Here is a 24,407-nt window from a genome sequence, read left to right as displayed (position 1 = left end):
GGCGATCCGGGAGCCCGGGCGCCGGTGGAGACACCGGCACGGGCACGCGTTCGACGCTACGCCCGGGCCGGAGCGCGTATCCCGCACACGAGGAATGCACAGGGAACGGTCAACCGCCGGTCACGCCTCCGCGCTCGGGACGGGCCCCAGCATCCGCTGGACGAAGGCGCGCGACCACGAGGCGTACCCGCGCGACGCCTGCGCGGCGTCCGGGTCGCCGATGTCGATGACGCTCTCGGGCGGGAACGGCACGGCGAGCGCCTCGTCCCGCGAGGCGACGATCTCCGCGGTCACGCGGTTGAGCAGGCGGGCGTGCCGGTCGGCGACCGGCCGCCAGGCCGCGGGCACGCCCGTGCTCTCGCGCAGCGGCGGGACCTCGGCGACGAGCACGCGCGCGCCCTCCGGCAGGCCGCGGCTCAGGTCGTCGATGGCCGCGCACATCAGGCGGCGCCAGGTGCGCTGGGGCGTGAGGCGGATGCTGTCGCCCACCCCCACCAGGAGCAGCACGACGTCGACGCCCTCCAGGAGCGCGCGATCGCGGACCGTGCCCGCGGCCGTGTGGATGGTGAGGTCGGAAAAGGGGCGCGTGGCCCACTCCACGCCGCGCCCGGTGCGCCGGGCCAGCTGACGGGAGAAGTGGCCGGCCATGCCGAGCTCGTGCGACAGCACGCCGAAGCCGACGGCCGTGGCCTCCCCGATGACGAGGACGCGCTGCGGCGACTCCCCCGGCACCACGCCGGAACCGGCGTCCCGCGGGAAGACCGTGCTCTGCAGGCCCGCGCGCAGCGCCAGGTACTGCACGAAGATGGCCGGCCGCGCCACGGCCTGGGCCACGCGCCTGATGCGTCCCGTCATGCGTCGCACCCCCCGGTCATCGACGCGTCCAGCGTACTCGGCCGGTCAGACGCCGCGGTTGCGGAGGAAGGGCATCGGCGAGGTGGCGACGCCGCCCTGCCGGATCTCGAAGTGGAGGTGGCAGCCGGTGCTGAGGCCGGCGCTGCCGACGGCGCCGATCTGCTGGCCCGCCTGCACGGTCTGGCCCGTGCGGACCATGACGCCGTACGAGTACATGTGGCCGTAGACGCTCGTCACGCCGCCGCCGTGGTTGAGGGTGATCGCGTTGCCGAAGCCGCTGGATCCGCCCGCGAACTGCACGGTGCCGGCCGCCGTCGCGTAGATGGGCGTGCCGCAGCCGGCTCCGAAGTCGTCGCCCGCGTGCAGGCGCCAGTAGCCGAGGATCGGGTGCAGGCGCATGCCGTAGGACTGGTAGGAGCCGTAGCTGCGGATCGGCATGGTCCAGCCGGATGCGGACTGGCCGCCGGACGACGGCGGACGCGGCGCGTTGGCCGGCGGACGCGCGGCGGCGTTCGCGGCGGCGGCAGCGGCTGCGGCGGCCGCGCGGGCCTCGGCCTGGCGGCGGGCCTCGGCGGCCGCCTCCTCCTGGCGCTTCCGCTCGCCGATCGCGAAGCCCTCCTCGACGGAGATGCGGGAGTCGCGGAGCGTGGTGAGCTGCGCCTGGAGCTCGGAGCTGCGGGCCTCCTGCTCGGCGAGCGCCTGATCCGCGCGGGCCTGCGCCGCGGAGGCCTCCTGCAGCTTGGCCTCGGCGTCGGCGGCGAGAGCGGCGAGCGCCTCCTTCGCGACCGAGGCCTGCTTGCCGAGCGACTCGGCGGTGCGGGCCGAGGTGACGGCGGCCGTGAACGCGGTGTCCTGGCGGTCGGCGAGCTTGGTCGCGGTGCCCATGCGGGCGAGGAGCGCGTCGGCGTCCTCGCCGCCGCTCGTGAAGAGGCGGAGGGAGACGTCGCCGCCGCCCCCGCTGCGGGCGAGCTGGGCGACGAGCTGCCCGACCTGGCGCTTCGCGTCGTCGGCCTCGGCCTGCGCCTTCTCGGCCTTGGTCTGGAGGGCCTCCAGCTCGCCGGTGGCCTCGTCGAGCGCGTCCACCGCGGCGGCGTGCTCGTCGGAGCGCTGGAGGGCGAGCGCGGTCGCGGCCTCGACCTCGGCGGAGAGGCCGGAGATGAGGGAGGTGATGCGCGTGACCTGGTCGGCGGTGGCCTGCTCGCTGGATCGCGCCGCCTGCACCTCGGACCAGGTGGGGTACTCCTCCGCGGCCTGCGCCGACGGGACGCCGAGGCCGAGCAGGAGGCCGGACGCGGCGATCGCGGCGGCGAGTCGGAGGCGCGGCGCGGCGGCGGTCCGCGGGCGCTCGGGAGCGCGGCGGGAGGTGCGGTCGGTGCGGGAGATGGCGGGCCTCGTCGACGTCGGTGGAGCGCGGTCCTCTCGACGGTAACCGAAATGTGCAGGAACACCATCATCCACTTTCGTTTCCGCGGCTGAGGAAATCCGAGCAGGATGCCCGGCGGAGGGCCCGGACCCTAGGATCGGGCGGCAGGACGACCCGCGTCCGGTCGGGAGCGCGCATGACCGCGAGCGAGGCGATCGGGGGCCGGGCCCAGGCGCGCGGCGCCGGGATCGTGACGGCGGTCGTCGGCTTCGCGGGCACGTCGGCGGTGGTCCTCACGGGACTCGCCGCCGTGGGGGCGTCGCCGTCCCAGGCCGCGTCCGGGCTGCTCGCGCTGTGCGTCACGCAGGGCCTCGGCACCGTCCTCCTCGCCCAGCGGACCCGTCGGCCGATCACGCTCGCCTGGTCGACGCCCGGGGCTGCGCTGCTCATCGGATCCGGCGCGGTCGAGGGCGGCTGGGCCGCGGCCGTCGGCGCGTTCCTCGTGTGCGGGGTGCTCGTGCTCGCGACCGCGCTCTGGCCGCTGCTCGGGCGGCTCGTGCGGCTGATCCCGGCGAGCGTGGCCGCGGCGATGCTGGCGGGCGTGCTCCTCCCCCTCTGCGTCGCGAGCGTCACGGCCGCGGTGCGCACGCCGCTCGTGGTGCTGCCGGCGGTCGTCGCCTGGCTCGCCGCCGTCCGCCTCGCCCCGCGCTGGGCGGCCCCGACCGCGCTGGCCGCCGCGCTCGTGGTCGTGGGGATCGCGCTCGCCGTCGCCGGGCCCGCACCGGGGACGTCGCTCGAGCTCGCGGACCTCGTGCCGCGGGTGGAGCTGACCGCGCCCGCCTTCACCCTCGCGGCGGCCGTCGCCCTCGGGATCCCCCTCTTCGTCGTGACCATGGCGTCGCAGAACCTGCCGGGCGTCGCGGTGCTCGCGTCGTTCGGCTACGAGACGCCGTGGCGGGCGGCGATGACCACGACCGCCGCCGCGACGCTCGTCAGCGCGCCGTTCGGCGGGCACGTGGTGAACCTCGCCGCGATCTCGGCCGCGCTGTCGGCGTCGCCCTCCGCGCACCCGGATCCGGCCGAGCGGTGGCGCGCGGCGCGCACGGCCGGCTGGACGAACCTCGTGCTGGGCCTCGCGTCCGCGGCGCTCGCGGCGGTGATCGTCGCGGGCCCGGCCGGCGTGGTCGCCGCGGCCGCCGGGCTCGCGCTCGTGCCGTCCCTCGCGGCGAGCCTCGCCTCGGCGGTGCGGGATCCGGGCGGGCACCTGCCCGCGGTCGCGACGTTCGTGGTGGCGGCCTCCGGGATCACGGTCGGCGGGCTGGGCGCCGCGTTCTGCGCGCTCGTCGTCGGCGTCCTCGTGCACCTCGCCCTCCGGACGCGCGCGACCCCGCGTGACAGACTCGATCGACACGAGGAGCGCGACGCCGCATGAGCCACGACACCACCCCCGCGACGCCCGGAGCAGGAGGCGACGCCGCCACCGCCGCGCCGCGCGACCCCGAGCTGCAGAGCACGACCTGGACCCTGGTCCTCGCCCTGAGCGCCGAGCAGGTCTCGGGCGACGGCACGAGGTCCGCCCGCCTGGCCGAGGCGCAGGCCGCGTTCGAGCGCCTGCTGCCCGCCGAGCACGTCGTCGTGCGCTGGACGCGCGAGGTCGGCCGGATGATGTGGGAGGAGGCGCGCCTCTGGACCCGGTGGGAGCTGTTCACGCCCACGGTCGCGACGCCGCTGAAGCTGTGGTCGGAGGGCTACGTCGGCGAGGAGTGGTTCGCCGAGCGGCTGGAGGACGACCCGTTCGTCCCCGTCGTGATGAAGGCGCCCGCCGCCGCGGACGAGGACGGGGCGGCGTCGTGAAGGTCCTCGTCACCGGATCCCGCGGCAAGGTCGGCCGCGCCGCCGTCGAGGCGCTCGTCGCCGCCGGGCACGACGTCACGGGCGTCGACCTCGTGCGTCCGGTCTTCGACGCCGGCGTCGTGGTGCCGGGCCGCTACGTGATGGCCGACCTCACCGACCAGGGCGACGCCTTCGCGGTCGTCGCGGGCATGGACGCCGTCGTCCACGTGGCCGCGATCCCGCAGCCCACGGGCAACCCCGCGCACGTGGTGCTGCAGACGAACCTCATGTCGACGTTCCACCTCATCGAGGCCGCCGTGCGCTTCGGGGTGCCGCGCTTCGTCAACATCTCGAGCGAGAGCATCGTCGGGAACTTCTTCCCCGAGCGGCCGTTCCTGCCCGACTACGCACCCGTGGACGAGGAGCACCCGCTCCACCCGCAGGATCCGTACGCGCTCTCCAAGGCCTTCGGCGAGCAGCTGATGGACGCGGCCGTGCGCCGCTCCGACATCCGCGTGATCTCGCTCCGTCCGAGCACCGTGCACAACGAGGACAACTACGCGTCGAACCTCGGCAAGCAGGTGCGCGACGCGTCCGTGCTCACGGCAAACCTCTGGAGCTACATCGACGCGGACGACCTGGCCGACGCGATCGTGCTGTCGGTCGCCTCCGACCTGCCGGGCCACGAGGTCTTCTACATCGCGGCCGCCGACAACGCGGGCGGGCACGACTTCGCCGCGGAGCTCAGGCGCCACTACGGCGACGCCATCGAGCTGCGGGCGATCGAGCGCGTGGACTCCTCGGGCATCTCGACCGCGAAGGCCCGCCGCCTCCTCGGCTGGGAGCCGAGGCGCAGCTGGCGCGACCACCTCGACGCCGACGGGAACGCGCTGCCGCGCTAGGCGGATCCGCCCGCGGGCGCGGGTCCCGTCGATGCGCGGGCGACGAGCGCGGTCGGCACCACCGTCGTGCCGGCGTCGCCGCCGTCGAGCCGCTCGATGAGGCGGCGCGCGGCCGCGGCGCCGAGCGCCGCGCGGTCTACCGCGATCGTCGTGAGCGCCGGCGCGAGGAAGCGGCTCGTGCCGAGGTCGTCGTGGCCGACGACGCTGACGTCGACGCCGATCCGGAGCCCGACCGCCTCGGCGGCCGAGTAGACCGCCGTCGCGAGGTAGTCGCTGCTCGTGACGATCGCGGTGGGGCGCGTGTCCGCGGGCTCGGCGAGCGCTCGCGTGAGCGCCTGCACGGCGGCGGCGTGCTGCATGGCCGTCTCGACGACGCGCGGGGCGAGGCCGCGCTCCGCGCAGATCCGGTGGAAGGCCGCGACGCGCTCGTCGTCGGCGCTGCGGTCGCGCGGCGCGGCGACGATGGCGATGCGCCGGTGCCCGAGGTCCTGGAGGTGCGCCATCGCGTGCGCGACCGCCTGCTCGCCGTCGACGTGCACGCGGCTCGCGTCGATGCCGGGCGCGTGGCCCGCGCCGTTGATGAGCACGAGGGGCTTGCCCGTCGATCCGTCCCAGTCGGCCGCCGCGCTCCCCCCGCCGATGGGCGCGAGAGCGAGCCCGTCGACGCCGCGCGCCGCGAAGGTCGCGACGAGCTCGGCCTCGCGCGCCGGCGAGTAGTCGGCCGACCCGATGACGACGCCGAGCCCGGCCGCCGCGCACGTGGCGTCGAAGCCGTCGATCACGTCGAGGAAGAAGGGGTTCCGCATGTTGCGGATGAGGAGGCCCACCGCGCCCGAGCGGCCGGTGCGCAGCGCGACCGCCGAGGTGGACGGCACGTAGCCGAGGCGCGCGGCCGCCTCCTTCACGCGCGCCCGGACGACCTCGCCGACGCCCGAGCGGCCGTTGAGCGCGAAGCTCGCGGCGGCCGCCGAGACGCCGGCCTCGCGCGCGACGTCGGTGAGCGAGACCCGGCGGCGCGGGGCGGGGTCGCGGGTCATCCGTCATTCCTAGCGTCTCGGCGGGCGCGCGTCGGCCGGGGCCGCAGCGGGGACCGGTTGGACCGCGACCGTTCAGGCGGCGTTCACGCGGCGGACCGGAGCGGGCCGCTCCTCGACTTTAACGTTTTAGTCATCCCCGACGAAAGGCCCACCCGCATGTCCCTGCTCCGCACCCGCGTCGCCGCCACGGCCCTCGCCGCCGTCACCGCGCTCGCCCTCGCCGGCTGCACCTCGGCCAGCACCGGCACCGGATCCACCGCCGCCGCGGGCTCCGGCGACACCTCGGCCGGCACGCTCATCACCTACAACTCCCCCACGTCCTTCGCGAACTTCGGCGCGCTGCTGACGCAGTTCGGCTCGGAGCGGTCGGTCGCCGCGCCCAGCGACACCAAGAACTCCGGCCAGGCGCTCGCCGCGCTCGTGGCGGAGCAGGCCGCACCCCAGGCCGACGCCGTGTACCTCGGCATCGCGTTCGGGCCGAAGGCCGTCGCGGCCGGCGTCACCGAGCCCTACGAGCCCGCCGGCTTCGACGCGATCCCGGACGGCCTCAAGGATCCCGACGGCCGGTGGTTCGCCGTGCACACGGGCGCCATCGCCTTCATCTGCAACACCGAGGCGCTCGGCGACCTCCCCTGCCCCACCAGCTGGGCGGATCTGCTCAAGCCCGAGTACCGGGGCATGACCGGCTACCTCGACCCCTCGCAGGCCGCCGTCGGCTACTCGGTCGCCGCCGCCGTGAACATGGCGATGGGCGGGACGATCGACGACTTCGGCCCCGGCATCGACTACCTGCAGCAGCTCAAGGCCAACGGCGCGGTCACGCCCGCGCAGACCGCCACGGCCAAGGTCGTGCAGGGCGAGATCCCGATCCTCATCGACGCCGACTTCAACGGATACGCGGCGAAGTACAACGACGGCGCCCCGCTCGAGGTCGTGATCCCCGCCGAGGGCTCCCTCCAGGTGCCTTACGTCGCCGCGCTCGTGAAGGGCGCCCCGCACCCGGAGCTCGCCAAGCAGTGGCTCGACTACCTGCTCTCGGAGGAGGGCCAGTCGACGCTCGCCGGCGGCTACGTGCGTCCGATCTCGGGCGAGGTGCCCGCGGAGATCGCCGACAAGGTGGAGAGCGCGGACGACTTCGCCCGCGCCCAGGTCGTCGACTACGCGGCCCTCGCCGACGCGCAGGCCGGCTTCGTCACCCGGTACCAGGCGGAGGTCCGCTAGACCGTGTCCCCGCGACCCCTCCGGGTCGGCGGGGGTGGCCTCGTCGTCGCCCTCCCCGCCCTCGCGCTCCTCGTCTGGTTCCTGCTGCGGCCCCTCGCGGGTCTCGTGATCGACTCGCTGCACCGCACGGTCCTCGGGGTGCGCGAGGGCGGTCCCACGCTCGACAACTACGCGGCGCTCGTGACCGACGACCGGCTCCGCGCCTCCCTCGTCACCACGGTGCTGCTGTCCGTGGGCGTCACGCTCGTGACGCTCGCGATCTGCACGCCCGCCGCCATCACGCTCGCCCGCTCCGGGCCGCGCACGTCCGCGCTCGTGGACGCCGTGCTCGTCTTCCCGCTCGCCTTCCCGGGCATCGTCATCGGCTTCTTCGTCATCGTCATGCTCGGCCGCAACGGGCTGCTCTCGCAGGCGATCGAGGCCGTCACGGGCGATCCCGGCGGGCGCTGGGCCTACACGGCAGGCGGCCTCGCGGCGGCGTACGTGTACTTCTGCATCCCGCGCGTGATCGGCACGCTGCGCGGCGCCGCCTCGGGGCTGGATCCCGAGCTGACCGCCGTCGCCGCGTCGCTCGGCGCGTTCCCCGCCCGCGTCGCCTGGTCGGTGACGATGCCGCTGCTGCGCGGCCCGCTGCTCGCGGCGGCGGGCGTCTGCATGGCGACCTCGCTCGGGGCGTACGGCACGGCCGCGACGCTGTCCGAGGGGATCCGCGTGCTGCCGCTGGATGTGGCCGACGCGCTCTACAACCAGGGCGACCAGGGCCTCGCGGCCGCGCTCTCGGTGGTGCTCGCCCTGCTCGCGGTGCTGTCGCTCGTGCTGTGCGCGGTCGGCGCGCGGATCGTCGACGGGCGGGGTCCCCGCGCGGGCGGCGCGTCGGACGCGCTCGTCGCCTCCGTCGCGCCGGTCGCGGTGCCGCCCGCCTCCGCGGCACCCGCCTCCGATGCCGCCGGCGCTCCCGTGGCCGCCGGCCGGGGGATCCGGTGAGCCGCCGCCCCGGGCACCGCGAACGCGTCGGCCCCGCCGCCCTCGCGCTGTGCGTCGCGTTCGTGCTGATCCCGATCCTCGGCACCATCGCCGTCTCGATCTCGCCCGACGCGTCCCGCGGGCCGCTGGTCGGCGGGATCACCGCGGACTGGTACGCGATGGCGTGGGAGCTGCTGCGCCCGCGCGTCGGCCCGACGCTCGCCGTGACCGCGGTCGTGCTCGTGCTCGCGCTCGTGGTCGTGCTGCCGCTCTGCCACGCGCTCGCCCGTCGGCTGGTGCCGGGCGGCGCGGTCGTGCGGCAGATCACGATGCTGCCGCTCGCGGTGCCGGGCGTGGCGCTCGGCCTCGCGCTCGCGGCGTCGGATCCCGCGCTCCGCTCGAGCGGCGCCCTCCTCGTGGTGGGCCAGCTGCTCATCGCGCTGCCGTTCCTCGTGGCCGGGCTCGTGCCGTCGCTCGCGGCGCCGGAGCTCGTCGAGGCGGAGCGCGTGGCCGCGACCCTCGGCGCGGGGCCCGTGCGGCGGCTGGTCACGATCACGCTGCCGGCCATCCGCCTCCCGCTCGCGGCCGCGCTCCTCATGGCCGCGGCGCTGTCCATCGGCGAGTTCAACCTCAGCTTCTTCGTGGTGCCGCCCGCGAACCAGACCGCGCCGTTCGCGCTCTACTCCGCCTTCACCACCCAGCGGCTCGAGCTCGGCGCCGCGGGATCCCTGCTCTTCGGCGTGGCCCTCGTGCCCGCCGCCGTCGCCGCCGCGCTGCTGGCACGGAACGCCCTCTCCCGGAAGGAGAACGCATGACCGTCCTCGACGCCCCGGCCGCCACCGCGACCGCCGACGCCCCCGTCCCCGCGCTGCGGCTGGAGGGGATCGGCCACCGCTACGGATCCACGCAGGCCGTCGCCGACGTGAGCCTCGAGGTCGCGCCCGGCCGCGTGCTCGCGCTCGTCGGCCCGAGCGGCTGCGGCAAGTCCACGCTGCTGCGCCTCATCGCGGGCCTCCTCACGCCGTCGAGCGGATCCCTGCACCTCGACGGCGAGGACGCCACGCGCCTGCGCGCCGAGCGCCGCCGCATCGGCTACGTGCCGCAGTCGTACGCGCTGTTCCCGCACCTGAGCGTCCGCGACAACGTGGCGTACGGCCTCCGCGCGCAGCGGGTGCCGCGCGCCGAGCGCGACGAGCGGGTGGACCACGCGCTCGAGCTCACGCGCATGACCGCGTACGCCGACCGCTCCCCCGCCCAGCTCTCCGGGGGCCAGCGCCAGCGCGTCGCGCTCGCCCGGGCCCTCGCGATCCGGCCGCGCGTGCTGCTCCTCGACGAGCCGCTCTCCGCGCTCGACCCGCAGCTGCGCGACGGCATGCGACGCGACCTCCGGCGCCTGCTCGCCGAGGCCGACTGCTGCACGATCATCGTCACGCACGACCAGGCCGAGGCGCTCGCGCTGGCCGACGAGGTCGCGGTGATGCGCGACGGGCGCCTCATCCAGCGCGACACCGTCGACGGCGTGTGGTCGCGGCCACGGGATCCGTTCGTCGCCGAGTTCGTCGCGGGCGCCGCCGCCCTGCCCGCCATGGCCGCGGGCGGCGAGCTCGTCGTCGCGGAGGGCTGGCGCATGCCGCTCGCGCCGTACGTCGCGGACGGCGCGGCCCCGGTCGACGGACCGTGCTTCGCGGTGGTCCGCCCGGTCGGCGGCGCGAGCCTGCACGAGCGGCCGGTCTCCGGATCCCGCGCGGCCGTGGTCGTGGACGTCGAGCCCCGCGGGTCCAGCTGGTCGCTCCGGCTGCGGCTGGTGGGCGACGGATCCCGCACCCTCGACGGCACCGAGCTCACGGTCTCGAGCGCCACCCCGCACCTCCCGGGCCACGAGGTGCACCTGCGCCTCGACGCGCCCGGCACGACCGTGCACGCGGCCCCCGCCGCGGCACCCGCATCCCCCTGGCCGCCCGCGCCCGCGCGCGACCGCTCCCGCACGAGAGGACGACGCGCATGACCTGGACCCTCGACATCCTGGGCGTCGCGGCCACCGCGCCCGTCGCCGGATCCGCCGCCAGCGGCTACCTCCTGCGCGGCCCGCACGGCTCGGTGCTCGTGGACTGCGGTCCCGGCATCGTGCGCGAGCTGGCCGAGCGCGGCGCCCTCGACGACATCGTCGCCGTGGTGGTCACGCACCGGCACGCCGACCACGCGCTGGACCTCGGCGCGCTCGCGTTCCGCCTGCGCTTCCCGCGGCCCCGCGAGCAGCGCGTGCCGCTGTTCCTGCCCGCCGAGAGCCTCGACTACGTGGACTCCTTCGACGAGCTCATCGGGATCCCGACCGTGCCGACGCTGCGGGCCCCGCTCGCGCAGGCCTTCGACGTCCGAGGGCTGGACCTCGCGACGCCGACGCCGTTCGAGGTCGCGCCCGGCCTGCGGCTGACCGCCTTCGCCGCGCACCACGCCGTGCCGAGCGCGTCGCTGCGCTTCGAGGACCGGGAGACCGGCGCGACCGTCGCGTTCTCGAGCGACACCTCCGACTGCCCCGGCCTCCGCGCCGCGGCCCACGAGGCGGACCTCTTCGTCTGCGAGGCGACCTACCTCTCGGCCACGCCGCAGGAGCTCGAGGGCCACGGGCACCTCACGGGCCAGGGTGCGGGCCGGGTCGCGGCGAGCTCCCGGGTCGGCACGCTGCTGGTGAGCCACATCGCGGATCCGGCGCTCGCCCCGCGGATCCTCGCGGACGCCGCCGGGGCGGCCGGCACCCCGGTGGCGACGCTGCTCGCCCGCCCGGGCGCGCGCTTCCCGCTCGAGCGGCGGAGCACCGCGCGGGAGCGGGCCGCAGGCCGCTGAACGACGGATCGCCGATCGGCCGTCCGGGAGCGTGCGTCCCCGGATCGCGGACGGCCGAGGCGTTCCCGGCCTTCGGCGAGCTCGTCCGCTGATCCGCCGCGCGACCCGGCCCGTCGCGGCGCGGTCGCCGGGTCCCGGCGTCGGTACGCTCGCGAGGTGACCAGCCCCGGGGACGCCGCCGACGCCGTGGGCGCCCACCCGGGATCCGCGCCCGGCACGACCCCGGCGGGCGTCGAGGCCGCGGTCGCCGACCCGACGGACGGGTCGAGCACCGGCACCGCGCCGGGCGCCCGCACCACCGCCGCGGGCGCCGCGCTCCAGGTCGGCACGATCGTGAGCGTCAGCCTCGGGTCCTCGCTCGCCGGGCTCGCGATCCCCGCGGTCGGCCCCGTGCTCGTCGTGGCCGCGCGGCAGGTGATGATGGCGGCGCTCGTGCTCCCGGTGGCGCGGCCGCGGATCCACCGCATGACGCGCGCCCAGCTCGTGCCGGCGGTCCTGCTGGGCCTCTCGCTCTCGCTGATGAACCTCTCCTACTACGCGGCCGTCGACCGCCTCGGCCTCGGCATCGCCGCGACCATCGAGTTCCTCGGGCCGCTGTCCATCGCGCTGCTCGCGTCGCGCCGGCTGCTCGACGCGGCGTGCGCGCTCGTGGCCGCCGCGGGCGTCGTGGTGCTCACCGGGCTCGAGGGGCGGATCGACGCGTTCGGCCTCGTCTGCGGCGCGACCGCGGCCGTCACCTGGGCCGCCTACATCGTCTTCACGCGCCGGGTCGCGGAACGGCTGCCGGGCTTCCAGGGGATCGCGGTGGCGAGCGTCGTGAGCCTCGTCGTGCTGGTGCCGTGGGCGCTCCTCACCCTCGACGTGGCGGCGCTCGACCTGCGGATCCTCGGCCTGCTCGCCGCGATCGGCCTGCTCTCGTCGGCCGTGCCCTACTCGCTCGACACCGTGATCCTCCGGCGCATCACCCCGCGCCTGTTCGCCGTGCTCACGAGCCTCAGCCCGGTGGTCGCGGCGGTCCTCGGCGTGATCGTGCTGCGCGAGACGCTCACGCCGGTGCAGCTCGGCGCGATCGTCGTGGTGTGCGTCGCGGCGGGCGTCGCCATCGCGACGCGTGCGCCGGACCGGCCCCGCACGCGAGCGCGCCCGGCCGCGTCGTAGGGCGGCCGGGCGCGATCAGCAGGCTCCGCGTCAGCGCGCCCCGAGCTCCGCCAGCACCTCGGCGAGCTGCTCGACGGCCCAGACGAGGTCCTCCTCCTCCACCACGATGGGCGGGGCGAGCCGGATGGTGGAGCCGTGCGTGTCCTTCGCGAGCACGCCGCGCTCGGCGAGCCGCTCGCAGACCGCGCGGCCCGTGGCGAGCGCGGGGTCGATGTCGATGCCGGCCCACAGCCCGCGGCCGCGGACCCCGAGCACGCCGTGCCCGACGAGCTGGCCGAGCCGCGCGTGCAGCACCGCGCCGAGGCGACGCGCGCGCTCCTGGGGCTCGCCGGTCGCGAGCATCTCGACGACCGCGTGGCCGACGGCCGCGGCCAGCGGGTTGCCGCCGAACGTGGATCCGTGCTGCCCCGGCTGGATGACGCCCAGCACGTCGGCGTCGCCGACCACCGCGGAGACGGGCACGATGCCGCCGCCGAGCGCCTTGCCGAGGAGGTAGAGGTCCGGCACGACGCCGGCGTTGTCGCACTCGAAGGTCGCGCCCGTGCGGCCGAGTCCCGACTGGATCTCGTCCGCGATGAACAGCACGTCCTCACGCGTGCAGATCCGCCGCACGTCGGCGAGGTAGCCGTCCGGCGGCACGACGATGCCGGCCTCGCCCTGGATCGGCTCGACGAGCACGGCGACCGTGTCCTCGTCGATCGCAGCCTCGAGCGCCGCGGCGTCGCCGTACGGCACGGTGACGAACCCGGGCGTGAACGGCCCGAAGTCGGCGCGCGCCTCCTCGTCGTCGCTGAAGCTCACGATGGTGGTGGTGCGGCCGTGGAAGTTGCCGGCCATCACGATGATCCTCGCGCGGCCCGCGGCCACGCCCTTCACCCGGTAGCCCCAGGCGCGCGCGACCTTGATCCCCGACTCCACGGCCTCCGCGCCCGTGTTCATCGGCAGCACCATGTCCTTGCCGGCGAGCTCGGCGAGCGCCGTGACGAACGGGCCCAGCCTGTCGTTGTGGAACGCGCGGCTCGTGAGGGTGATCCGCCCGAGCTGCTCGGTCGCGGCCCGGACGAGGTCGGGGTGCGAGTGCCCGAAGTTCACGGCCGAGTAGGCGGCGAGGCAGTCGAGCAGGCGCCGGCCGTCGAGGTCGGTGACCCAGGCGCCCTGGCCGGACGCGACCACGACGGGCAGCGGGTGGTAGTTGTGCGCGGCGTGCGCCTCCTCGGCGTGGATGGCCAGGGCGCCGGCGTCGGATGCGGCGGGGCGGTCGATGGTGTCGGTCATGTCGGTCCTACTTCCGCAGCTCGAGCGTGCAGCACTTCACACCGCCGCCGCCGAGCAGCAGCTCGGACAGGTCGACGCCGATCGGGTTGTACCCGCGCTCCCGCAGCGACGCCTCGAAGCCCACGGCCTTCTCGGCGATGACGACGTTGTACCCGTCGCTGTAGGAGTTGAGGCCGAGGATCGACGCGTCCTCGGCGCCCACCTCGACCGCGTCGGGGAAGCGGCGCTCGAGCTCGTCGAGGCTCACGGCGTCGAACGCGCTCGGGAGGTAGGCGATGTTGGTGTCGTCGAGCACCGCGATGGCGGTGTCCAGGTGGTAGAACGACGGGTCCACCAGGCGGAGGGTGACGACCTCGCGGTCGAAGATGCGGGCGACCTCGGCGTGGCTGGAGCTGTCGCTGCGGAAGCCGGTGCCCGCGAAGATCGTGTCGCCGACGAGCAGGATGTCGCCCTCGCCCTCGTTGACCTCCTCGGGGACGCGGACGTCGAAGCCCGCCTCGCGGAACCAGTCCATGTACGCGGGGCCCTCAGGCTGGCGCTCGGGGTGCTGGAACGCCGCGCCGTACGCGATGCCGTCGAGGGTGAAGCCGCCGTTGGCCGCGTAGACCATGTCGGGGAGCCCGGCGATCCCGTCGATGAGGTCGACCTGGAAGCCGAGGCCCACGTACGTGTCGTACAGGGTCTGCCACTGGCGCACGGCGAGCGACGTGTCGGTCGGGACGGCGGGATCCATCCACGGGTTGATCGTGTAGACCACGTCGAAGTGGTCCGGCCGGCACATGAGCACGCGCTTCGCGACCGGCGTGCGGCCGGCGGTCGTGTCCGCGGATCGGGAGAGGGTGGAGGGCATGGTGCTCCTGCTTCGTGCGGCGCGCCGGGTGGCGCGGTCGTGGAGGCGGACGATGTCCCAGAGCCCCGAGGGGACGCCTTCCTGCCAGCCTGGCAGGCGCATCACGCCCGTTCGAGGGGGCGCGACGCGGATTCCGCGCGTGAGGCCCGGGTCACGCGCACGATCCCGCCGTAAGGTCGGGGCATGGACAACCTGGACCACCGGATCATCGACCTCCTCCGCCAGAACGGCCGCGCCGGCTACGGCGACATCGGCGGCACCGTCGGGCTCTCGGCGAGCGCGGTGAAGCGGCGGGTCGACCGGCTGGTGGCCGACGGCGTGATCCGCGGCTTCACGATCCAGGTGGATCCCGCGGTCGACGGCCTCAGCACCGAGGCCTACGTGGAGCTGTTCTGCCGCGGGACGGTCGCGCCCGACGAGCTGCGGCGGATCCTGCAGGGCGTCCCCGAGGTCGTCGACGCGGGCACCGTCACGGGCGACGCCGACGCCATCGTCCGCATCCGCTCCCGCGACATCCCGAGCCTCGAGGACGCGCTCGAGAAGGTGCGCCTCGCCCCGAACGTCGACCACACGCGGAGCGCGATCGTGCTCAGCCGGCTCGTGAACCGGACGCTGGAGTAGCGTCAGCCGATCCGCACCCCGTGGAGCGCCGCCGCGGAGACCACGGCCGGGTGGTCGACCGCGAGCGGATGCGCCGTCGCCTCCGTGAGCCGACCGCTCCGGACGCCGTCGGAGGCGCGCTCGAACACCGCCCACAGCTCCAGCTCGCGACCGTGACGTGACGGGAAGCGGATCCCGTCGAGGACCGCGCGGCCGCCCTCCGTCTCCTCGTAGAGCGCCCGCCCGATCGCCTGGGTGAGCTCCCGGGGGCGCGCATCCTGGAGCGCCGCCGCGTCGAGGTCCGCGAGGCCATGCTGTCGCGCGCGGGCGAGGAACCGCGGACGTAGCGCGGCGATCGTCGCCGAGTGCGTCACGTCGCAGTACGTCCCCGTGAGCACGGCGCGACCGAGTCGGCGGGCGCGGAACCACGAGTCGTCGAGGCGACCGGGCGCGACCGTGGGATGCAGCGAGGCATCCGCCTCGTCCTCGTGGATGGCAGCGAGCTCGTCGACGACCGCCGGATCCGGCCGGAACGGCGCCAGGAGCTCGACCAGGCACGCCTGTGGGGTCGAGCCGGCGTAGATCGTGCGGTACGAGCCGTCCGGGGAATCCCACCGGCCGGGGAAGCGCCCGCGGTCGGCGTAGCGCCAATCCGTCCAGCTCCAGGGATCCGGGGCGCGACCGACGCGCCACACCTCGCCAGGAGCCGCACGCAGCGCGTAGCGGGACCGCTCCACCGCGCGCGCCTCAGGCGTTCGCGACGAACGACCGCGCGGCCGCCAGGACCCGCGCACCGGCGTCGTCGAGATCCGGGGATTCGCGGATGAGCCGGGCTGGCGACGCATCGTCGAGCTGCGGGTTGAGACCCGTGAACCAGGCCTGGACCACCCTCGGCTGCTCACGCTCCGCGAGGATGCCCGCCGCGTGGAAGGCGAGGCGGAGGCGGGTCATCGTCGCCGCGGACGGTGCGCGCTCCCCCTCCGCCCACTGCCGGACGGCCCGCGTCTCCCGGACGGACCCGAGGTAGGCGACGAGCTGGGCGCCGAGGACCTCGCGGAGGCCGCCGACTAGGTCGGCATCCGGCGCGCGCATGGCCGTCTCGTAGGCGCCCAGCCCGGGCGTGGTGATCGACATGTCGCCAGGGTACTCGCTCGGCGGGCGCATCACATGCGCGGCGGCACCCGGGATCACACCCGGGATCACCGACCCGTCACGAGAACAGCGCCACCAGGATCACGACGTAGATGACGACGAAGAGCGCCGGGATCGCGTAGCGGAGCAGGTTGGTGATGCCCTCGGAGGCGACGACCGCGCGGGCCGCGTGCGAGGTCGCGCCGCGGTCGCGGAGGTCGCGCGCGATGGCGATGGCCTGCGAGTTGATGGAGAACTGCACGGCGGATCCGAGCACGCCCGTGGCGAGGAGGATCAGCGCGGCGGCGAGGCGCGTGCCGAGGTCGGCGTCCGCGAGGCCGGTGCGCAGCAGGACCACGGTCGAGGTGAGCAGGAAGACCGGGGCGAGCTGGCTCGTGATCATCTGCTTGCGGGCGCGCGACCACATGGTGATCAGCTCGAGCTCGGACATGCGGGATCCTCCTGTCGGCGGCGCGGGGGTGCCGCGCATCCATCCTCCCCCGCCCGCGCCGTCCCCGGGCGCGGAGCTCGTGCATGTCGCGCCCGTCGTCGCTCCCCGGATCGCTAGCCTCGGCGCATGGATCCCGCGCCCGGCTACCGCATCGACCCGGGCTCCGCGACCCCGCCCTACGAGCAGCTCCGCGCGGAGGTCGCGCGCCGGGCCGCCGACGGCGAGCTGCCGGTCGGCGCGCGGCTGCCGACCGTGCGGGCGCTCGCGGAGCAGGCCGGCGTCGCCGTCAACACGGTGGCGCGGGCGTACAAGGAGCTCGAGGCCGACGGCGTGATCGAGACGCGCGGACGCGCCGGGTCGTTCGTCGCGGCGCAGGACGACGTGCCCGCCGCGCTCCGCACCGCCGCCGTCGCGTACGCGCAGCTCGCGCGCCGGCTCGCCGCCTCCGACGACGACGCGCGGCGCGTGGTCGACGAGGCGCTCGCCGCCGGCTGATCCCGCCCTCGCGGCGACGCGGGGTCGCCGGGATTCCACCTCCCGTTCACCCGGAGGCCCGACAGTACGCACGCCGCCCGATCCGAACGGAGACCACATGCCCGAGTCCTCCCCGGAGGCGGCGACGCCGCACGACGACGCGCAGCGCGTGCTCGACCGGGCCGACGCCGTCACGCCGCCGCGCACGCTGGTGGACGTGCTCCGGGCCACGGTCGCCGCGCACCCCGACGCGTCCGCCATCGAGGACGGCGACGGCGCGCTCAGCTACCGCGAGCTCATGGCGCGCGTCGTGCAGGTGGCCGCGTCGCTGCGGGACGCGGGCGTCGGCAAGGGCGACCGGGTCGGGATCCGCATGCCGTCGGGATCCCGCGACCTCTACGTCACGGTGCTCGGCGTGCTCGCGGCGGGTGCCGCCTACGTCCCGGTGGACGCGGACGACCCCGACGAGCGCGCCCGCCTCGTGTTCGGCGAGGCGCGCGTCGCGGGCGTCGTGACGGGCACGGGCGAGTACACGCCGCGCACCCCGGACGCCGCCGACACCGCCGCCGACACCGCGACGGACGCGACCGCCGCCGCGCTCCGCATCCTGCCCGCCGCCACCGCGCACGCCTCCACCTCCGCGCTCCCGCTCGTGACGCCGCCCGCGCCCGAGGACGACGCGTGGATCATCTTCACCTCGGGATCCACCGGCACCCCGAAGGGCGTCGCCGTCTCGCACCGCTCCGCCGCGGCCTTCGTCGACGCGGAGGCGCGGCTCTTCCTCCAGGAGGAGCCGATCGGCCCGGGCGACCGCGTGCTCGCGGGCCTCTCCGTCGCGTTCGACGCGTCGTGCGAGGAGATGTGGCTCGCCTGGCGCCACGGCGCGTGCCTCGTGCCGGCGCCGCGCAGCCTCGTCCGCAGCGGCATGGACCTCGGGCCGTGGCTCACGACGCACGGCGTGACGATCGTCTCGACCGTCCCGACGCTCGCGGCGCTGTGGCCCGCGGAGTCGCTCGAGAACGTGCGGCTGCTCATCTTCGGCGGCGAGGCGTGCCCGCCCGAGCTCGGCCAGCGCCTCGCGACCGACGGGCGCGAGGTCTGGAACACGTACGGCCCCACCGAGGCGACCGTCGTCGCGTGCGCGGCGCCGCTCGGCGGTCCGGGTCCGGTCCGCATCGGCCTGCCGCTCGACGGCTGGACCCTCGCGGTCGTCGACGCCGACGGCGCGCGCGTCCCCGAGGGCGGCGTCGGCGAGCTGATCATCGGCGGCGTCGGGCTCGCGCGGTACCTGGATCCCGCCAAGGACGCCGAGAAGTACGCCCCGTTCCCCGCGCTCGGCTGGGACCGCGCCTACCGCTCGGGCGACCTCGTGCGCTTCGAGGCCGAGGGGCTCGTGTTCCAGGGCCGCGCCGACGACCAGGTGAAGGTCGGCGGCCGGCGCATCGAGCTGGGCGAGATCGAGGCGGCGCTGCAGGGCCTCGACGACGTGCAGGGCGCGGCCGTCGCGGTGCAGACCACGGGCGCGGGCAACCAGGTGCTCGTCGGCTACCTCGTGCCGCGGGATCCCGCCGCCTTCTCCCGCGAGGACGCCGTGCAGCGCCTCCGCGTCGCGCTGCCGGCCGCGCTCGTGCCGCTCATCGGCGTGGTCGAGTCGCTGCCCACGCGCACCTCCGGCAAGGTCGACAAGGCCGCGCTCCCCTGGCCGCTGCCGGGTGCCGCGGGCGACGAGGGCGCCGACCTCGACGCCGAGCTGCGCCCGCTCGCCGAGATGTGGTCGGCCGCGCTCGGCACCCCCGTCGCGAGCGCCGACGCCAACTTCTTCGACCTCGGCGGCGGATCCCTGTCGGCCGCCCAGCTCGTGGCCCGGATCCGCTCCGTCGACCCCGAGTTCACGGTCGCCGACGTGTACGCGCACCCGCGCCTCGGCGCCATGCACGCCGCCATCGCCGGACGCGCACCGCGGACGGAGAGCCGCGGCCCGCAGGTGGACGTGACGCCGACGCCGCGCCGCACCCAGTGGACCCAGACCCTGCTCGGCGCGCCCCTGCTCGCCCTGCAGAGCCTCCGCTGGCTCGCGCTCCTCCTCACCGCGAGCGCGCTGCTGCAGCCGCTCGGCGGGTTCGACGCGCTGCCCGAGGTGCCCTGGTGGCTGCTCGTCCCGGGCCTCCTCCTCTTCGCGACGCCGTTCGGCCGCATGGCGATCTCCGCGGTCGCCGCGCGCCTGCTCCTCCGCGGGCTCACGCCCGGCGACCACCCGCGCGGCGGCCGCTGGCACCTGCGGATCTGGCTGGCCGAGCAGATCGCGCAGCAGATCGGCGCGGTCGGGCTCGCGGGCGCGCCGTGGATCACCTACTACGCGCGTGCGCTCGGGGCGCGCATCGCCGACGACGTCGACCTGCACACGCTGCCGCCCGTCACGGGCATGCTCCGCATCGGGCGCGGCGCCTCGGTCGAGCCCGAGGTCGACCTCTCCGGGTACTGGATCGACGGCGACACCGTGCGCGTCGGCGCGGTCCGCATCGGCGCGGGCTCCACGGTCGGCACGCGCTCGACGCTGCTGCCGGGCACGCGCATCGGGAAGGGCGCGGAGATCGCGCCGGGCTCCGCCGTCTTCGGGCGCGTGCCGTCGGGGCAGCGCTGGGCCGGATCCCCCGCCGCCCGCGTCGGCAAGGCCCGCGTCTGGTGGCCCGACCACCGGCCGCCCCGGAACTCGCGCTGGGTCGCGGCGTACGGCGCCGCCTCGGTGGCGACCGCGCTCGTGCCCGTCGTCGCGTTCGTCGCGGGCGGCGGGATCCTCGCGGCGGCGATCCGCGGATCCGCCGACCTCGGCGACGTCTGGTGGCGCGGCCTCGGCGCGCTCGTGCCGGCCGTGCTCGTCACCGGCCTCGTGCTCGCGCTCGTGGTGGTCGGATCCGTGCGGCTCCTCGGCCTCGGCGTCACCGAGGGCATCCACGCGGTGCGCAGCCGCGTGGGCTGGCAGCTGTGGTCGACCGAGCGCCTGCTCGACCTCGCGCGCACCGTGCTCTTCCCGCTCTACGCGGGCCTCTTCACGCCCGTCTGGCTGCGGCTCCTCGGCGCGCGCGTCGGCAAGGACGTCGAGGCGTCGACCGTGCTCCTCATCCCCGCGATGACGACCATCCGCGACGGCGCCTTCCTCGCCGACGACACGCTGGTGGCCGGCTACGAGCTCGGCGGCGGGTGGATGCGGGTCGCCCGCGCCGAGATCGGCCAGCGCGCGTTCCTCGGCAACTCCGGCATGGCGGGCCCCGGCCACAAGGTGCCGAAGGACGGCCTCGTCGCCGTGCTCTCGGCGGCGCCGACGAAGTCGAAGGCCGGATCCTCGTGGCTCGGCTCCCCGCCCGTCCGGCTCCGGCGCACGGTCGCCGCGGCGGACGACTCCCGCACCTTCCGTCCGCCGACACGGCTGCGCGTGGCCCGGATCCTCTGGGAGCTGCTGCGCGTCGTGCCCGTGCTCGTGACCTGCGCGATCGGCCTCGCCGTCCTCGTCGCGCTCGCCGCGCTCACCGAGGCGTGGGGCCCGCTCGTCGCGTTCCTGCTGGGCGGTGTGGTGCTGCTGGCGGCCGGCGCGGTGGCGGCGGCGGTCTCGACGGCGGCCAAGTGGATCCTCATCGGCCGCATCCGCGCGGAGGAGCACCCGCTGTGGTCGTCGTTCGTGTGGCGCAGCGAGGTGTCGGACGTCTTCACCGAGATGGTCGCCGCGCCCTGGTTCGCGTCGTCGGCGGCGGGCACGCCCGCGCTCGTGTGGTGGCTGCGGAGCCTCGGCGCGCGCATCGGATCCGGCGTGTGGTGCGACTCGCACTGGCTGCCCGAGGCCGACCTCGTGACGCTGGGGGACGCGTCGACGGTCAACCGCGGCTGCGTCGTGCAGACGCATCTGTTCCATGATCGGATCATGAGCATGGACACCGTCACCCTCGACGCCGGTGCGACCCTCGGGCCGCACAGCGTCATCCTCCCCGCGGCGCGCATCGGCCCGCAGGCCACCGTCGGCCCCGCGAGCCTCGTGATGCGCGGCGAGCTCGTGCCCGAGGCGAGCCGCTGGAGCGGCAACCCGATCGGCCCGTGGCGCGAGGTGAAGACGGGACGGTACCTGCCCGCCGAGGCCGCGCCCGCCGCCGACGCCGCGACCGACGCGCCCGCGACCGCCGGTCGCCGGTGAGGGCCCCGACGGGTCCCGCGTCCGGCGACGGCTACACCCCCGAGGTCGGCTCCTCCGCGTACGCGGTCGAGCGCTACGACCTCGACCTCGACTACCGCGTGGCCCGCAACCGGCTCAAGGCGCGCGCGGTCGTCACGGCGGTGGCGCGCGAGATCCTCCCCCGCTTCGAGCTCGACCTCACGGGCCTCCGCGCGAACGACGTGCGCGTCGACGGCCGCCGCGAGACCCGGCACGTGCAGCGCGGCGGGCGGCTCGTGGTCACGCCGGCGGCGCCGATCCCCGCGGGCGCCTCGTTCACGGTCGACGTCGCCTACTCCGGCGAGCCCGGACCGCGCCGCACGACCTGGGGCGAGCTCGGCTGGGAGGAGCTCAGCGACGGCGTGCTCGTCGCGTCGCAGCCGAGCGGCGCGTCCACCTGGTTCCCCTGCAACGACCGGCCGGACGACCGGGCCGCGTTCCGGATCCGCGTCGCGTGCGAGGTCGACTACTCGGTGATCGCGAGCGGCCGCCTCGTCTCCCGCCTGGTGCGCTCCGGCCGCGCCACCTGGACGTACGAGCAGGACGCGCCCACCGCGCCGTACCTCGCGACCGTGCAGATCGGCCGGTACGCCGAGCGGCGGGTGCCCGCCGGATCCACCGAGGCCGTCTTCGCCTACCCGAAGCCGCGCGAGGCCCGCGTGCTGCAGGACCTCGCGCTCGTGCCGCGCATGATGACGTTCTTCGAGACGCTGTTCGGGCCGTACCCGTTCGACGAGTACCGCGTGGTGGTCACGGACGACGAGCTGGAGATCCCGCTCGAGGCGCAGGCGATGGCCGTGCTCGGCGCGAACCACGCCGACGGCACGGGCGGATCCGAGCGGCTCGTCGCCCACGAGCTCGCGCACCAGTGGTTCGGCAACCACGTGGGCCTCGCGTCGTGGCAGCACATCTGGCTCAACGAGGGCTTCGCCTGCTACGCCGAGTGGCTGTGGTCGGAGGAGTCCGGCGGGCCGACCGCGGACCAGCTGGCCCGCCAGCACCACGCCCGCCTCGTGCGCGACGGCACGCGGCTCGGCATCGGCGATCCCGGGCCCGAGGCGATGTTCGACGACGTCGTCTACAAGCGCGGCGCCCTCGCGGTGCACGCGCTGCGGCTCACGCTCGGTGACGCGGCATGGCGCGCGCTGCTGCTGCGCTGGACGGATCCGGCGTGGACCGCCCCGCGCACCACGGCCGACCTCGTCGGCGCGGCGGGCGACGCGGGCGCGCTGCTGCGGGCGTGGCTCGCCGCCGGGCCGGTGCCGCAGCTGCCGCGGGTCGGGCGGCGCTGAGGCGTCACGCGCCTCGGCCCGCGGGGCGATGGATCCGGACGTCCAGCTCCCCCTCGCCCCGCAGCGCGACCGCCGCGAGCAGGTCCGACCCGAGGTCTGCGTCGAGCACGCGGTAGCGCGCGGCCTCGCCGTCGATCCACGCGACGACGCCTCCCGCGTCATCCGCGAACCGCACGCGCGTCGGCTCCACGCGGAGCCCGCGCCCGTCGGCCTTCAGCACCGCCTCGATGCGCACCCAATCGGCCAGGGCCATCCCGGGCGGCGTCTCCCGGCCGCGCGGCTCGGCGTCGATCCCGATCGGGCCGTCGGCGCTCACCGCGACCACCACCGCGTCGCCCGCGTGCGTGACGCTCGCGTGCAGGGCGTCGAGGGCGCGGGATCCGCCGAGCACCGGCCGCCCGTGCGCGCCGCCGCACGTGGCGCAGCGGGCGCGGACGGTGACGTCGGCGGGATCCGCGCCCACGAGCTCCGCGGCGAGCGCGCGCAGCGCGTCCCGGCCGGCGGCGGTGCGCGCGGGGCGATCCGCCCACGCGGCGACCGTCACCCGCACGACGGCGACGTGGGTCACGACCCGCCGGGCGCGTCGGCGGCGGGCGGATCCGTCAGCGCCTCGCCCTCGTCCGCCTCCTCGACGACCGGCCGCGCCGGGGTCAGGAAGGCGTTGACCAGGCCCAGCACGACCGCAGCCGCCGCGAGCACCACGACCCCGAGCGAGACCCAGCGCGTGATGGAGCCCATCGCCACGCCGAGGAGGACCCCGCCGAGGGTCACGGCGATGTCGACGAGGAAGAGGACGAACGCGATGATGCCCACGACCGGGGCGTAGCCGTCCATCGGACCCGGTGGTCCCGGGAGCGGTCCCGGCGTCGGCGGCTGGGCCCGGCGGGACAGCAGCTCCCGCTGCACCGGGATCCGCGCCGTCAGCAGCCGCGCGTCCTCCGGCACCGGCCCCGCGGGCAGGTGCAGGAACGCGCGCACGTCGCCGCCCACCGGGTACGAGGCCGCGAAGAGCCGCGCGGTGCGGTCGCGCTCGTAGGTGGTCGTCCACCCGGGGAACACGATGCCCCACCGGCCGGCCTGGTCGTGCGTGCCGTCGTCGCGGTACCACTCGGCGAGCAGGCGTCGGGCGGCCCGCTCGGATGGATGCGCCTCGACGCGCGACCGCAGCGACTGGATCCCCTTGGCCCGCTCGCCGTCCGCCCGCATCGCCTCGGCGCGCGCGATCGCCCCAGCCTCGTCCATCCGCTCATCGTGGCAGGCGGTCGACACGACCGCATCCGCGGCGCCGCTCAGACGGCCATGCGCGCGAGCGCCACCGCGGCCGTCACCAGGGCCCCGGCGAGCAGGACGGCCGACGGGCCGATCCACCACCGGCCCCGGCGTGCCCGCGTGCCCTCCACGACCGCGGCGGCGGCGAGCAGCGCGAGGGCGAGGGCCACGCCGCCGCGCGCGAGCGAGGTCGCCCCGTCGCCGGTCAGCGCCACGAGGCCCGACATGACCAGGGCCCCCGCGAGCATCCCGCCGCCGAGCACGACCAGGGTGCGCGCGATCTCGCTCCGCCGGTCGCAGCGCCGCAGCGGCTTCGCCCCGCGCCAGCCGTCGGGCGCGCGGAGGCCGCCCACGACGGCCATCACCTCGTCGAGCTCGGCGGGTCGCTCGCCCGCGGGCAGCGCCAGGAAGCGGCCGAGGTGCTCGTCGCGCACGCCCGACGAGGCGAGGAGGCGCGCCAGCAGCTCGCGCTCGCGCGCGGTGGTCCAGCCGGGGAGCGCGATGCCCCAGCGGCCGGCCTGGTCGGGCGCGCGCACCTCGCGGTACCAGGACACGAGGAGCAGGCGTGCGACCGCGTCGCCCGGCTCGCGTCGCACGCGGGTGCGGAGCTCGACGATCGCCTCGCGCCGACGGCCGCCGTCCCAGAGCGCCCGGGCGCGGTCGACGGTCTCGGAGCGCTGCATCCGACCAGGTT

24 protein-coding genes are annotated in these 24,407 nt (G+C 76.0%); 13 read left to right on the top strand and 11 right to left on the bottom strand.

All coding sequences use genetic code 11. From position 1 onward, the window contains the following. Positions 1 to 120 precede the first annotated feature (120 nt). Positions 121 to 855, bottom strand: a complete 735-nt coding sequence (locus tag AES38_RS02690) for an SGNH/GDSL hydrolase family protein (protein WP_053773669.1) — start codon at positions 853 to 855, stop codon at positions 121 to 123. Positions 856 to 900: 45 nt separating this feature from the next. Beyond that, positions 901 to 2,313 carry a M23 family metallopeptidase gene (locus AES38_RS02685; RefSeq protein ID WP_256998844.1) on the bottom strand — a complete coding sequence of 471 codons (1,413 nt, stop codon included), beginning with the start codon at positions 2,311 to 2,313 and terminating at the stop codon, positions 901 to 903. 101 nt (positions 2,314 to 2,414) lie between these two features. Between AES38_RS02685 and AES38_RS02680 the strand changes: the two genes are divergently transcribed. From AES38_RS02680 to AES38_RS02670, 3 genes are read left to right on the top strand one after another with little or no spacing between them, the layout of a single operon-like run. Beyond that, positions 2,415 to 3,650, top strand: coding sequence for a benzoate/H(+) symporter BenE family transporter (locus tag AES38_RS02680; RefSeq protein WP_053773668.1), 1,236 nt, complete (start codon positions 2,415 to 2,417; stop codon positions 3,648 to 3,650). Further along, positions 3,647 to 4,072, top strand: a complete 426-nt coding sequence (locus AES38_RS02675; protein ID WP_053773667.1) for a hypothetical protein — start codon at positions 3,647 to 3,649, stop codon at positions 4,070 to 4,072. The genes AES38_RS02680 and AES38_RS02675 overlap by 4 nt, the downstream gene beginning before the upstream one ends. Further along, on the top strand, positions 4,069 to 4,953 hold the full coding sequence (locus tag AES38_RS02670) for an NAD-dependent epimerase/dehydratase family protein (protein ID WP_053773666.1): 885 nt from the start codon (positions 4,069 to 4,071) through the stop codon (positions 4,951 to 4,953). The genes AES38_RS02675 and AES38_RS02670 overlap by 4 nt, the downstream gene beginning before the upstream one ends. Here AES38_RS02670 and AES38_RS02665 read toward each other — a convergent pair. Next, positions 4,950 to 5,990 (bottom strand): LacI family DNA-binding transcriptional regulator, encoded by a 1,041-nt coding sequence (locus AES38_RS02665; RefSeq protein WP_053773665.1) that lies wholly within the window; start codon positions 5,988 to 5,990, stop codon positions 4,950 to 4,952. The two genes, AES38_RS02670 and AES38_RS02665, sit on opposite strands and share 4 nt — an antisense overlap. 156 nt (positions 5,991 to 6,146) lie before the next feature. On the opposite strand from AES38_RS02665, the gene AES38_RS02660 reads away from it, so the two are divergent. From AES38_RS02660 to AES38_RS02635, 6 genes are all read left to right on the top strand, one after another. Continuing rightward, positions 6,147 to 7,211 carry an extracellular solute-binding protein gene (locus tag AES38_RS02660; RefSeq protein ID WP_053773664.1) on the top strand — a complete coding sequence of 355 codons (1,065 nt, stop codon included), beginning with the start codon at positions 6,147 to 6,149 and terminating at the stop codon, positions 7,209 to 7,211. Positions 7,212 to 7,214: 3 nt separating this feature from the next. Continuing rightward, the gene (locus AES38_RS02655) at positions 7,215 to 8,195 is read left to right on the top strand and encodes an ABC transporter permease (protein WP_053773663.1); all 981 of its coding nucleotides are present in this window, start codon (positions 7,215 to 7,217) and stop codon (positions 8,193 to 8,195) included. Further along, the gene (locus AES38_RS02650; RefSeq protein WP_053773662.1) at positions 8,192 to 8,989 is read left to right on the top strand and encodes an ABC transporter permease; all 798 of its coding nucleotides are present in this window, start codon (positions 8,192 to 8,194) and stop codon (positions 8,987 to 8,989) included. The genes AES38_RS02655 and AES38_RS02650 overlap by 4 nt, the downstream gene beginning before the upstream one ends. Then, positions 8,986 to 10,179, top strand: coding sequence for an ABC transporter ATP-binding protein (locus AES38_RS02645; protein WP_053773661.1), 1,194 nt, complete (start codon positions 8,986 to 8,988; stop codon positions 10,177 to 10,179). The genes AES38_RS02650 and AES38_RS02645 overlap by 4 nt, the downstream gene beginning before the upstream one ends. Further along, positions 10,176 to 11,015, top strand: coding sequence for an MBL fold metallo-hydrolase (locus AES38_RS02640; RefSeq protein WP_053773660.1), 840 nt, complete (start codon positions 10,176 to 10,178; stop codon positions 11,013 to 11,015). Before AES38_RS02645 ends, AES38_RS02640 begins: the two co-directional genes overlap by 4 nt. A 156-nt stretch (positions 11,016 to 11,171) precedes the next feature. Beyond that, complete coding sequence (locus tag AES38_RS02635; RefSeq protein WP_174775881.1) at positions 11,172 to 12,173, top strand: EamA family transporter; 1,002 nt, start codon at positions 11,172 to 11,174, stop codon at positions 12,171 to 12,173. A 30-nt stretch (positions 12,174 to 12,203) separates the two neighbouring features. Here AES38_RS02635 and rocD read toward each other — a convergent pair whose 3' ends face one another. Together rocD and ddaH are read right to left on the bottom strand one after the other, a co-directional pair. Further along, positions 12,204 to 13,448 (bottom strand): ornithine--oxo-acid transaminase, encoded by a 1,245-nt coding sequence (rocD, locus tag AES38_RS02630; RefSeq protein ID WP_053773659.1) that lies wholly within the window; start codon positions 13,446 to 13,448, stop codon positions 12,204 to 12,206. A 7-nt stretch (positions 13,449 to 13,455) separates the two neighbouring features. Then, the gene (gene ddaH, locus AES38_RS02625) at positions 13,456 to 14,298 is read right to left on the bottom strand and encodes a dimethylargininase (protein WP_053773658.1); all 843 of its coding nucleotides are present in this window, start codon (positions 14,296 to 14,298) and stop codon (positions 13,456 to 13,458) included. A gap of 183 nt (positions 14,299 to 14,481) precedes the next feature. Here ddaH and AES38_RS02620 point away from each other — a divergent pair, with 183 nt between their 5' ends. Next, on the top strand, positions 14,482 to 14,919 hold the full coding sequence (locus AES38_RS02620) for an Lrp/AsnC family transcriptional regulator (RefSeq protein ID WP_011931848.1): 438 nt from the start codon (positions 14,482 to 14,484) through the stop codon (positions 14,917 to 14,919). Positions 14,920 to 14,921: 2 nt separating this feature from the next. On the opposite strand, the gene AES38_RS02615 is transcribed toward AES38_RS02620, so the two are convergent. From AES38_RS02615 to AES38_RS02605, 3 genes are all read right to left on the bottom strand, one after another. Then, a complete protein-coding gene (locus tag AES38_RS02615; protein WP_053773657.1) occupies positions 14,922 to 15,635 on the bottom strand; it encodes an RES family NAD+ phosphorylase in 714 nt (237 codons plus the stop codon). Positions 15,636 to 15,645: 10 nt separating this feature from the next. Further along, positions 15,646 to 16,032: a hypothetical protein gene (locus AES38_RS02610; RefSeq protein ID WP_053775630.1), complete on the bottom strand. Its 387-nt coding sequence runs from the start codon at positions 16,030 to 16,032 to the stop codon at positions 15,646 to 15,648. Between the two features lie 76 nt (positions 16,033 to 16,108). Then, a complete protein-coding gene (locus tag AES38_RS02605) occupies positions 16,109 to 16,480 on the bottom strand; it encodes a hypothetical protein (protein WP_053773656.1) in 372 nt (123 codons plus the stop codon). Positions 16,481 to 16,606: 126 nt separating this feature from the next. Between AES38_RS02605 and AES38_RS02600 the strand changes: the two genes are divergently transcribed. The 3 genes from AES38_RS02600 to AES38_RS02590 all read left to right on the top strand — a co-directional run bounded on the left by AES38_RS02600 (position 16,607) and on the right by AES38_RS02590 (position 22,444). Beyond that, on the top strand, positions 16,607 to 16,975 hold the full coding sequence (locus AES38_RS02600; RefSeq protein WP_053773655.1) for a GntR family transcriptional regulator: 369 nt from the start codon (positions 16,607 to 16,609) through the stop codon (positions 16,973 to 16,975). 97 nt (positions 16,976 to 17,072) lie between these two features. Continuing rightward, the gene (locus AES38_RS02595; protein WP_053773654.1) at positions 17,073 to 21,134 is read left to right on the top strand and encodes a Pls/PosA family non-ribosomal peptide synthetase; all 4,062 of its coding nucleotides are present in this window, start codon (positions 17,073 to 17,075) and stop codon (positions 21,132 to 21,134) included. Beyond that, positions 21,131 to 22,444, top strand: a complete 1,314-nt coding sequence (locus tag AES38_RS02590; protein ID WP_053773653.1) for a M1 family metallopeptidase — start codon at positions 21,131 to 21,133, stop codon at positions 22,442 to 22,444. The genes AES38_RS02595 and AES38_RS02590 overlap by 4 nt, the downstream gene beginning before the upstream one ends. A 4-nt stretch (positions 22,445 to 22,448) precedes the next feature. On the opposite strand, the gene AES38_RS02585 is transcribed toward AES38_RS02590, so the two are convergent. Genes AES38_RS02585 through AES38_RS02575 form a run of 3 tightly spaced genes read right to left on the bottom strand, consistent with a single transcriptional unit; the run spans position 22,449 to position 24,396 of the window. After that, positions 22,449 to 23,012 carry a 4'-phosphopantetheinyl transferase family protein gene (locus AES38_RS02585; protein ID WP_053773652.1) on the bottom strand — a complete coding sequence of 188 codons (564 nt, stop codon included), beginning with the start codon at positions 23,010 to 23,012 and terminating at the stop codon, positions 22,449 to 22,451. Next, positions 23,009 to 23,686, bottom strand: a complete 678-nt coding sequence (locus tag AES38_RS02580) for a DUF6584 family protein (protein ID WP_053773651.1) — start codon at positions 23,684 to 23,686, stop codon at positions 23,009 to 23,011. The genes AES38_RS02585 and AES38_RS02580 overlap by 4 nt, the downstream gene beginning before the upstream one ends. A gap of 47 nt (positions 23,687 to 23,733) precedes the next feature. Continuing rightward, on the bottom strand, positions 23,734 to 24,396 hold the full coding sequence (locus AES38_RS02575; protein ID WP_053773650.1) for a hypothetical protein: 663 nt from the start codon (positions 24,394 to 24,396) through the stop codon (positions 23,734 to 23,736). Between the last annotated feature and the right edge of the window lie 11 nt (positions 24,397 to 24,407).

The sequence above is a fragment of the Clavibacter capsici genome (assembly GCF_001280205.1).
Classification (GTDB): domain Bacteria; phylum Actinomycetota; class Actinomycetes; order Actinomycetales; family Microbacteriaceae; genus Clavibacter; species Clavibacter capsici.
The sequence above is the reverse complement of the archived record's forward strand: the minus strand, read 5'-3'. Positions and strand labels throughout refer to the sequence as shown.

Bases quoted from the DNA above. Each gene is read 5' to 3' on its own strand.
- AES38_RS02690 (WP_053773669.1), bottom strand. From the start codon at position 855: ATGACGGGACGCATCAGGCGCGTGGCCCAGGCCGTGGCGCGGCCGGCC.
- AES38_RS02680 (WP_053773668.1), top strand. From the start codon at position 2,415: ATGACCGCGAGCGAGGCGATCGGGGGCCGGGCCCAGGCGCGCGGCGCC.
- AES38_RS02675 (WP_053773667.1), top strand. From the start codon at position 3,647: ATGAGCCACGACACCACCCCCGCGACGCCCGGAGCAGGAGGCGACGCC.
- AES38_RS02665 (WP_053773665.1), bottom strand. From the start codon at position 5,990: ATGACCCGCGACCCCGCCCCGCGCCGCCGGGTCTCGCTCACCGACGTC.
- AES38_RS02660 (WP_053773664.1), top strand. From the start codon at position 6,147: ATGTCCCTGCTCCGCACCCGCGTCGCCGCCACGGCCCTCGCCGCCGTC.
- AES38_RS02645 (WP_053773661.1), top strand. From the start codon at position 8,986: ATGACCGTCCTCGACGCCCCGGCCGCCACCGCGACCGCCGACGCCCCC.
- AES38_RS02640 (WP_053773660.1), top strand. From the start codon at position 10,176: ATGACCTGGACCCTCGACATCCTGGGCGTCGCGGCCACCGCGCCCGTC.
- rocD (WP_053773659.1), bottom strand. From the start codon at position 13,448: ATGACCGACACCATCGACCGCCCCGCCGCATCCGACGCCGGCGCCCTG.
- ddaH (WP_053773658.1), bottom strand. From the start codon at position 14,298: ATGCCCTCCACCCTCTCCCGATCCGCGGACACGACCGCCGGCCGCACG.
- AES38_RS02620 (WP_011931848.1), top strand. From the start codon at position 14,482: ATGGACAACCTGGACCACCGGATCATCGACCTCCTCCGCCAGAACGGC.
- AES38_RS02610 (WP_053775630.1), bottom strand. From the start codon at position 16,032: ATGTCGATCACCACGCCCGGGCTGGGCGCCTACGAGACGGCCATGCGC.
- AES38_RS02605 (WP_053773656.1), bottom strand. From the start codon at position 16,480: ATGTCCGAGCTCGAGCTGATCACCATGTGGTCGCGCGCCCGCAAGCAG.
- AES38_RS02600 (WP_053773655.1), top strand. From the start codon at position 16,607: ATGGATCCCGCGCCCGGCTACCGCATCGACCCGGGCTCCGCGACCCCG.
- AES38_RS02595 (WP_053773654.1), top strand. From the start codon at position 17,073: ATGCCCGAGTCCTCCCCGGAGGCGGCGACGCCGCACGACGACGCGCAG.
- AES38_RS02580 (WP_053773651.1), bottom strand. From the start codon at position 23,686: ATGGACGAGGCTGGGGCGATCGCGCGCGCCGAGGCGATGCGGGCGGAC.
- AES38_RS02575 (WP_053773650.1), bottom strand. From the start codon at position 24,396: ATGCAGCGCTCCGAGACCGTCGACCGCGCCCGGGCGCTCTGGGACGGC.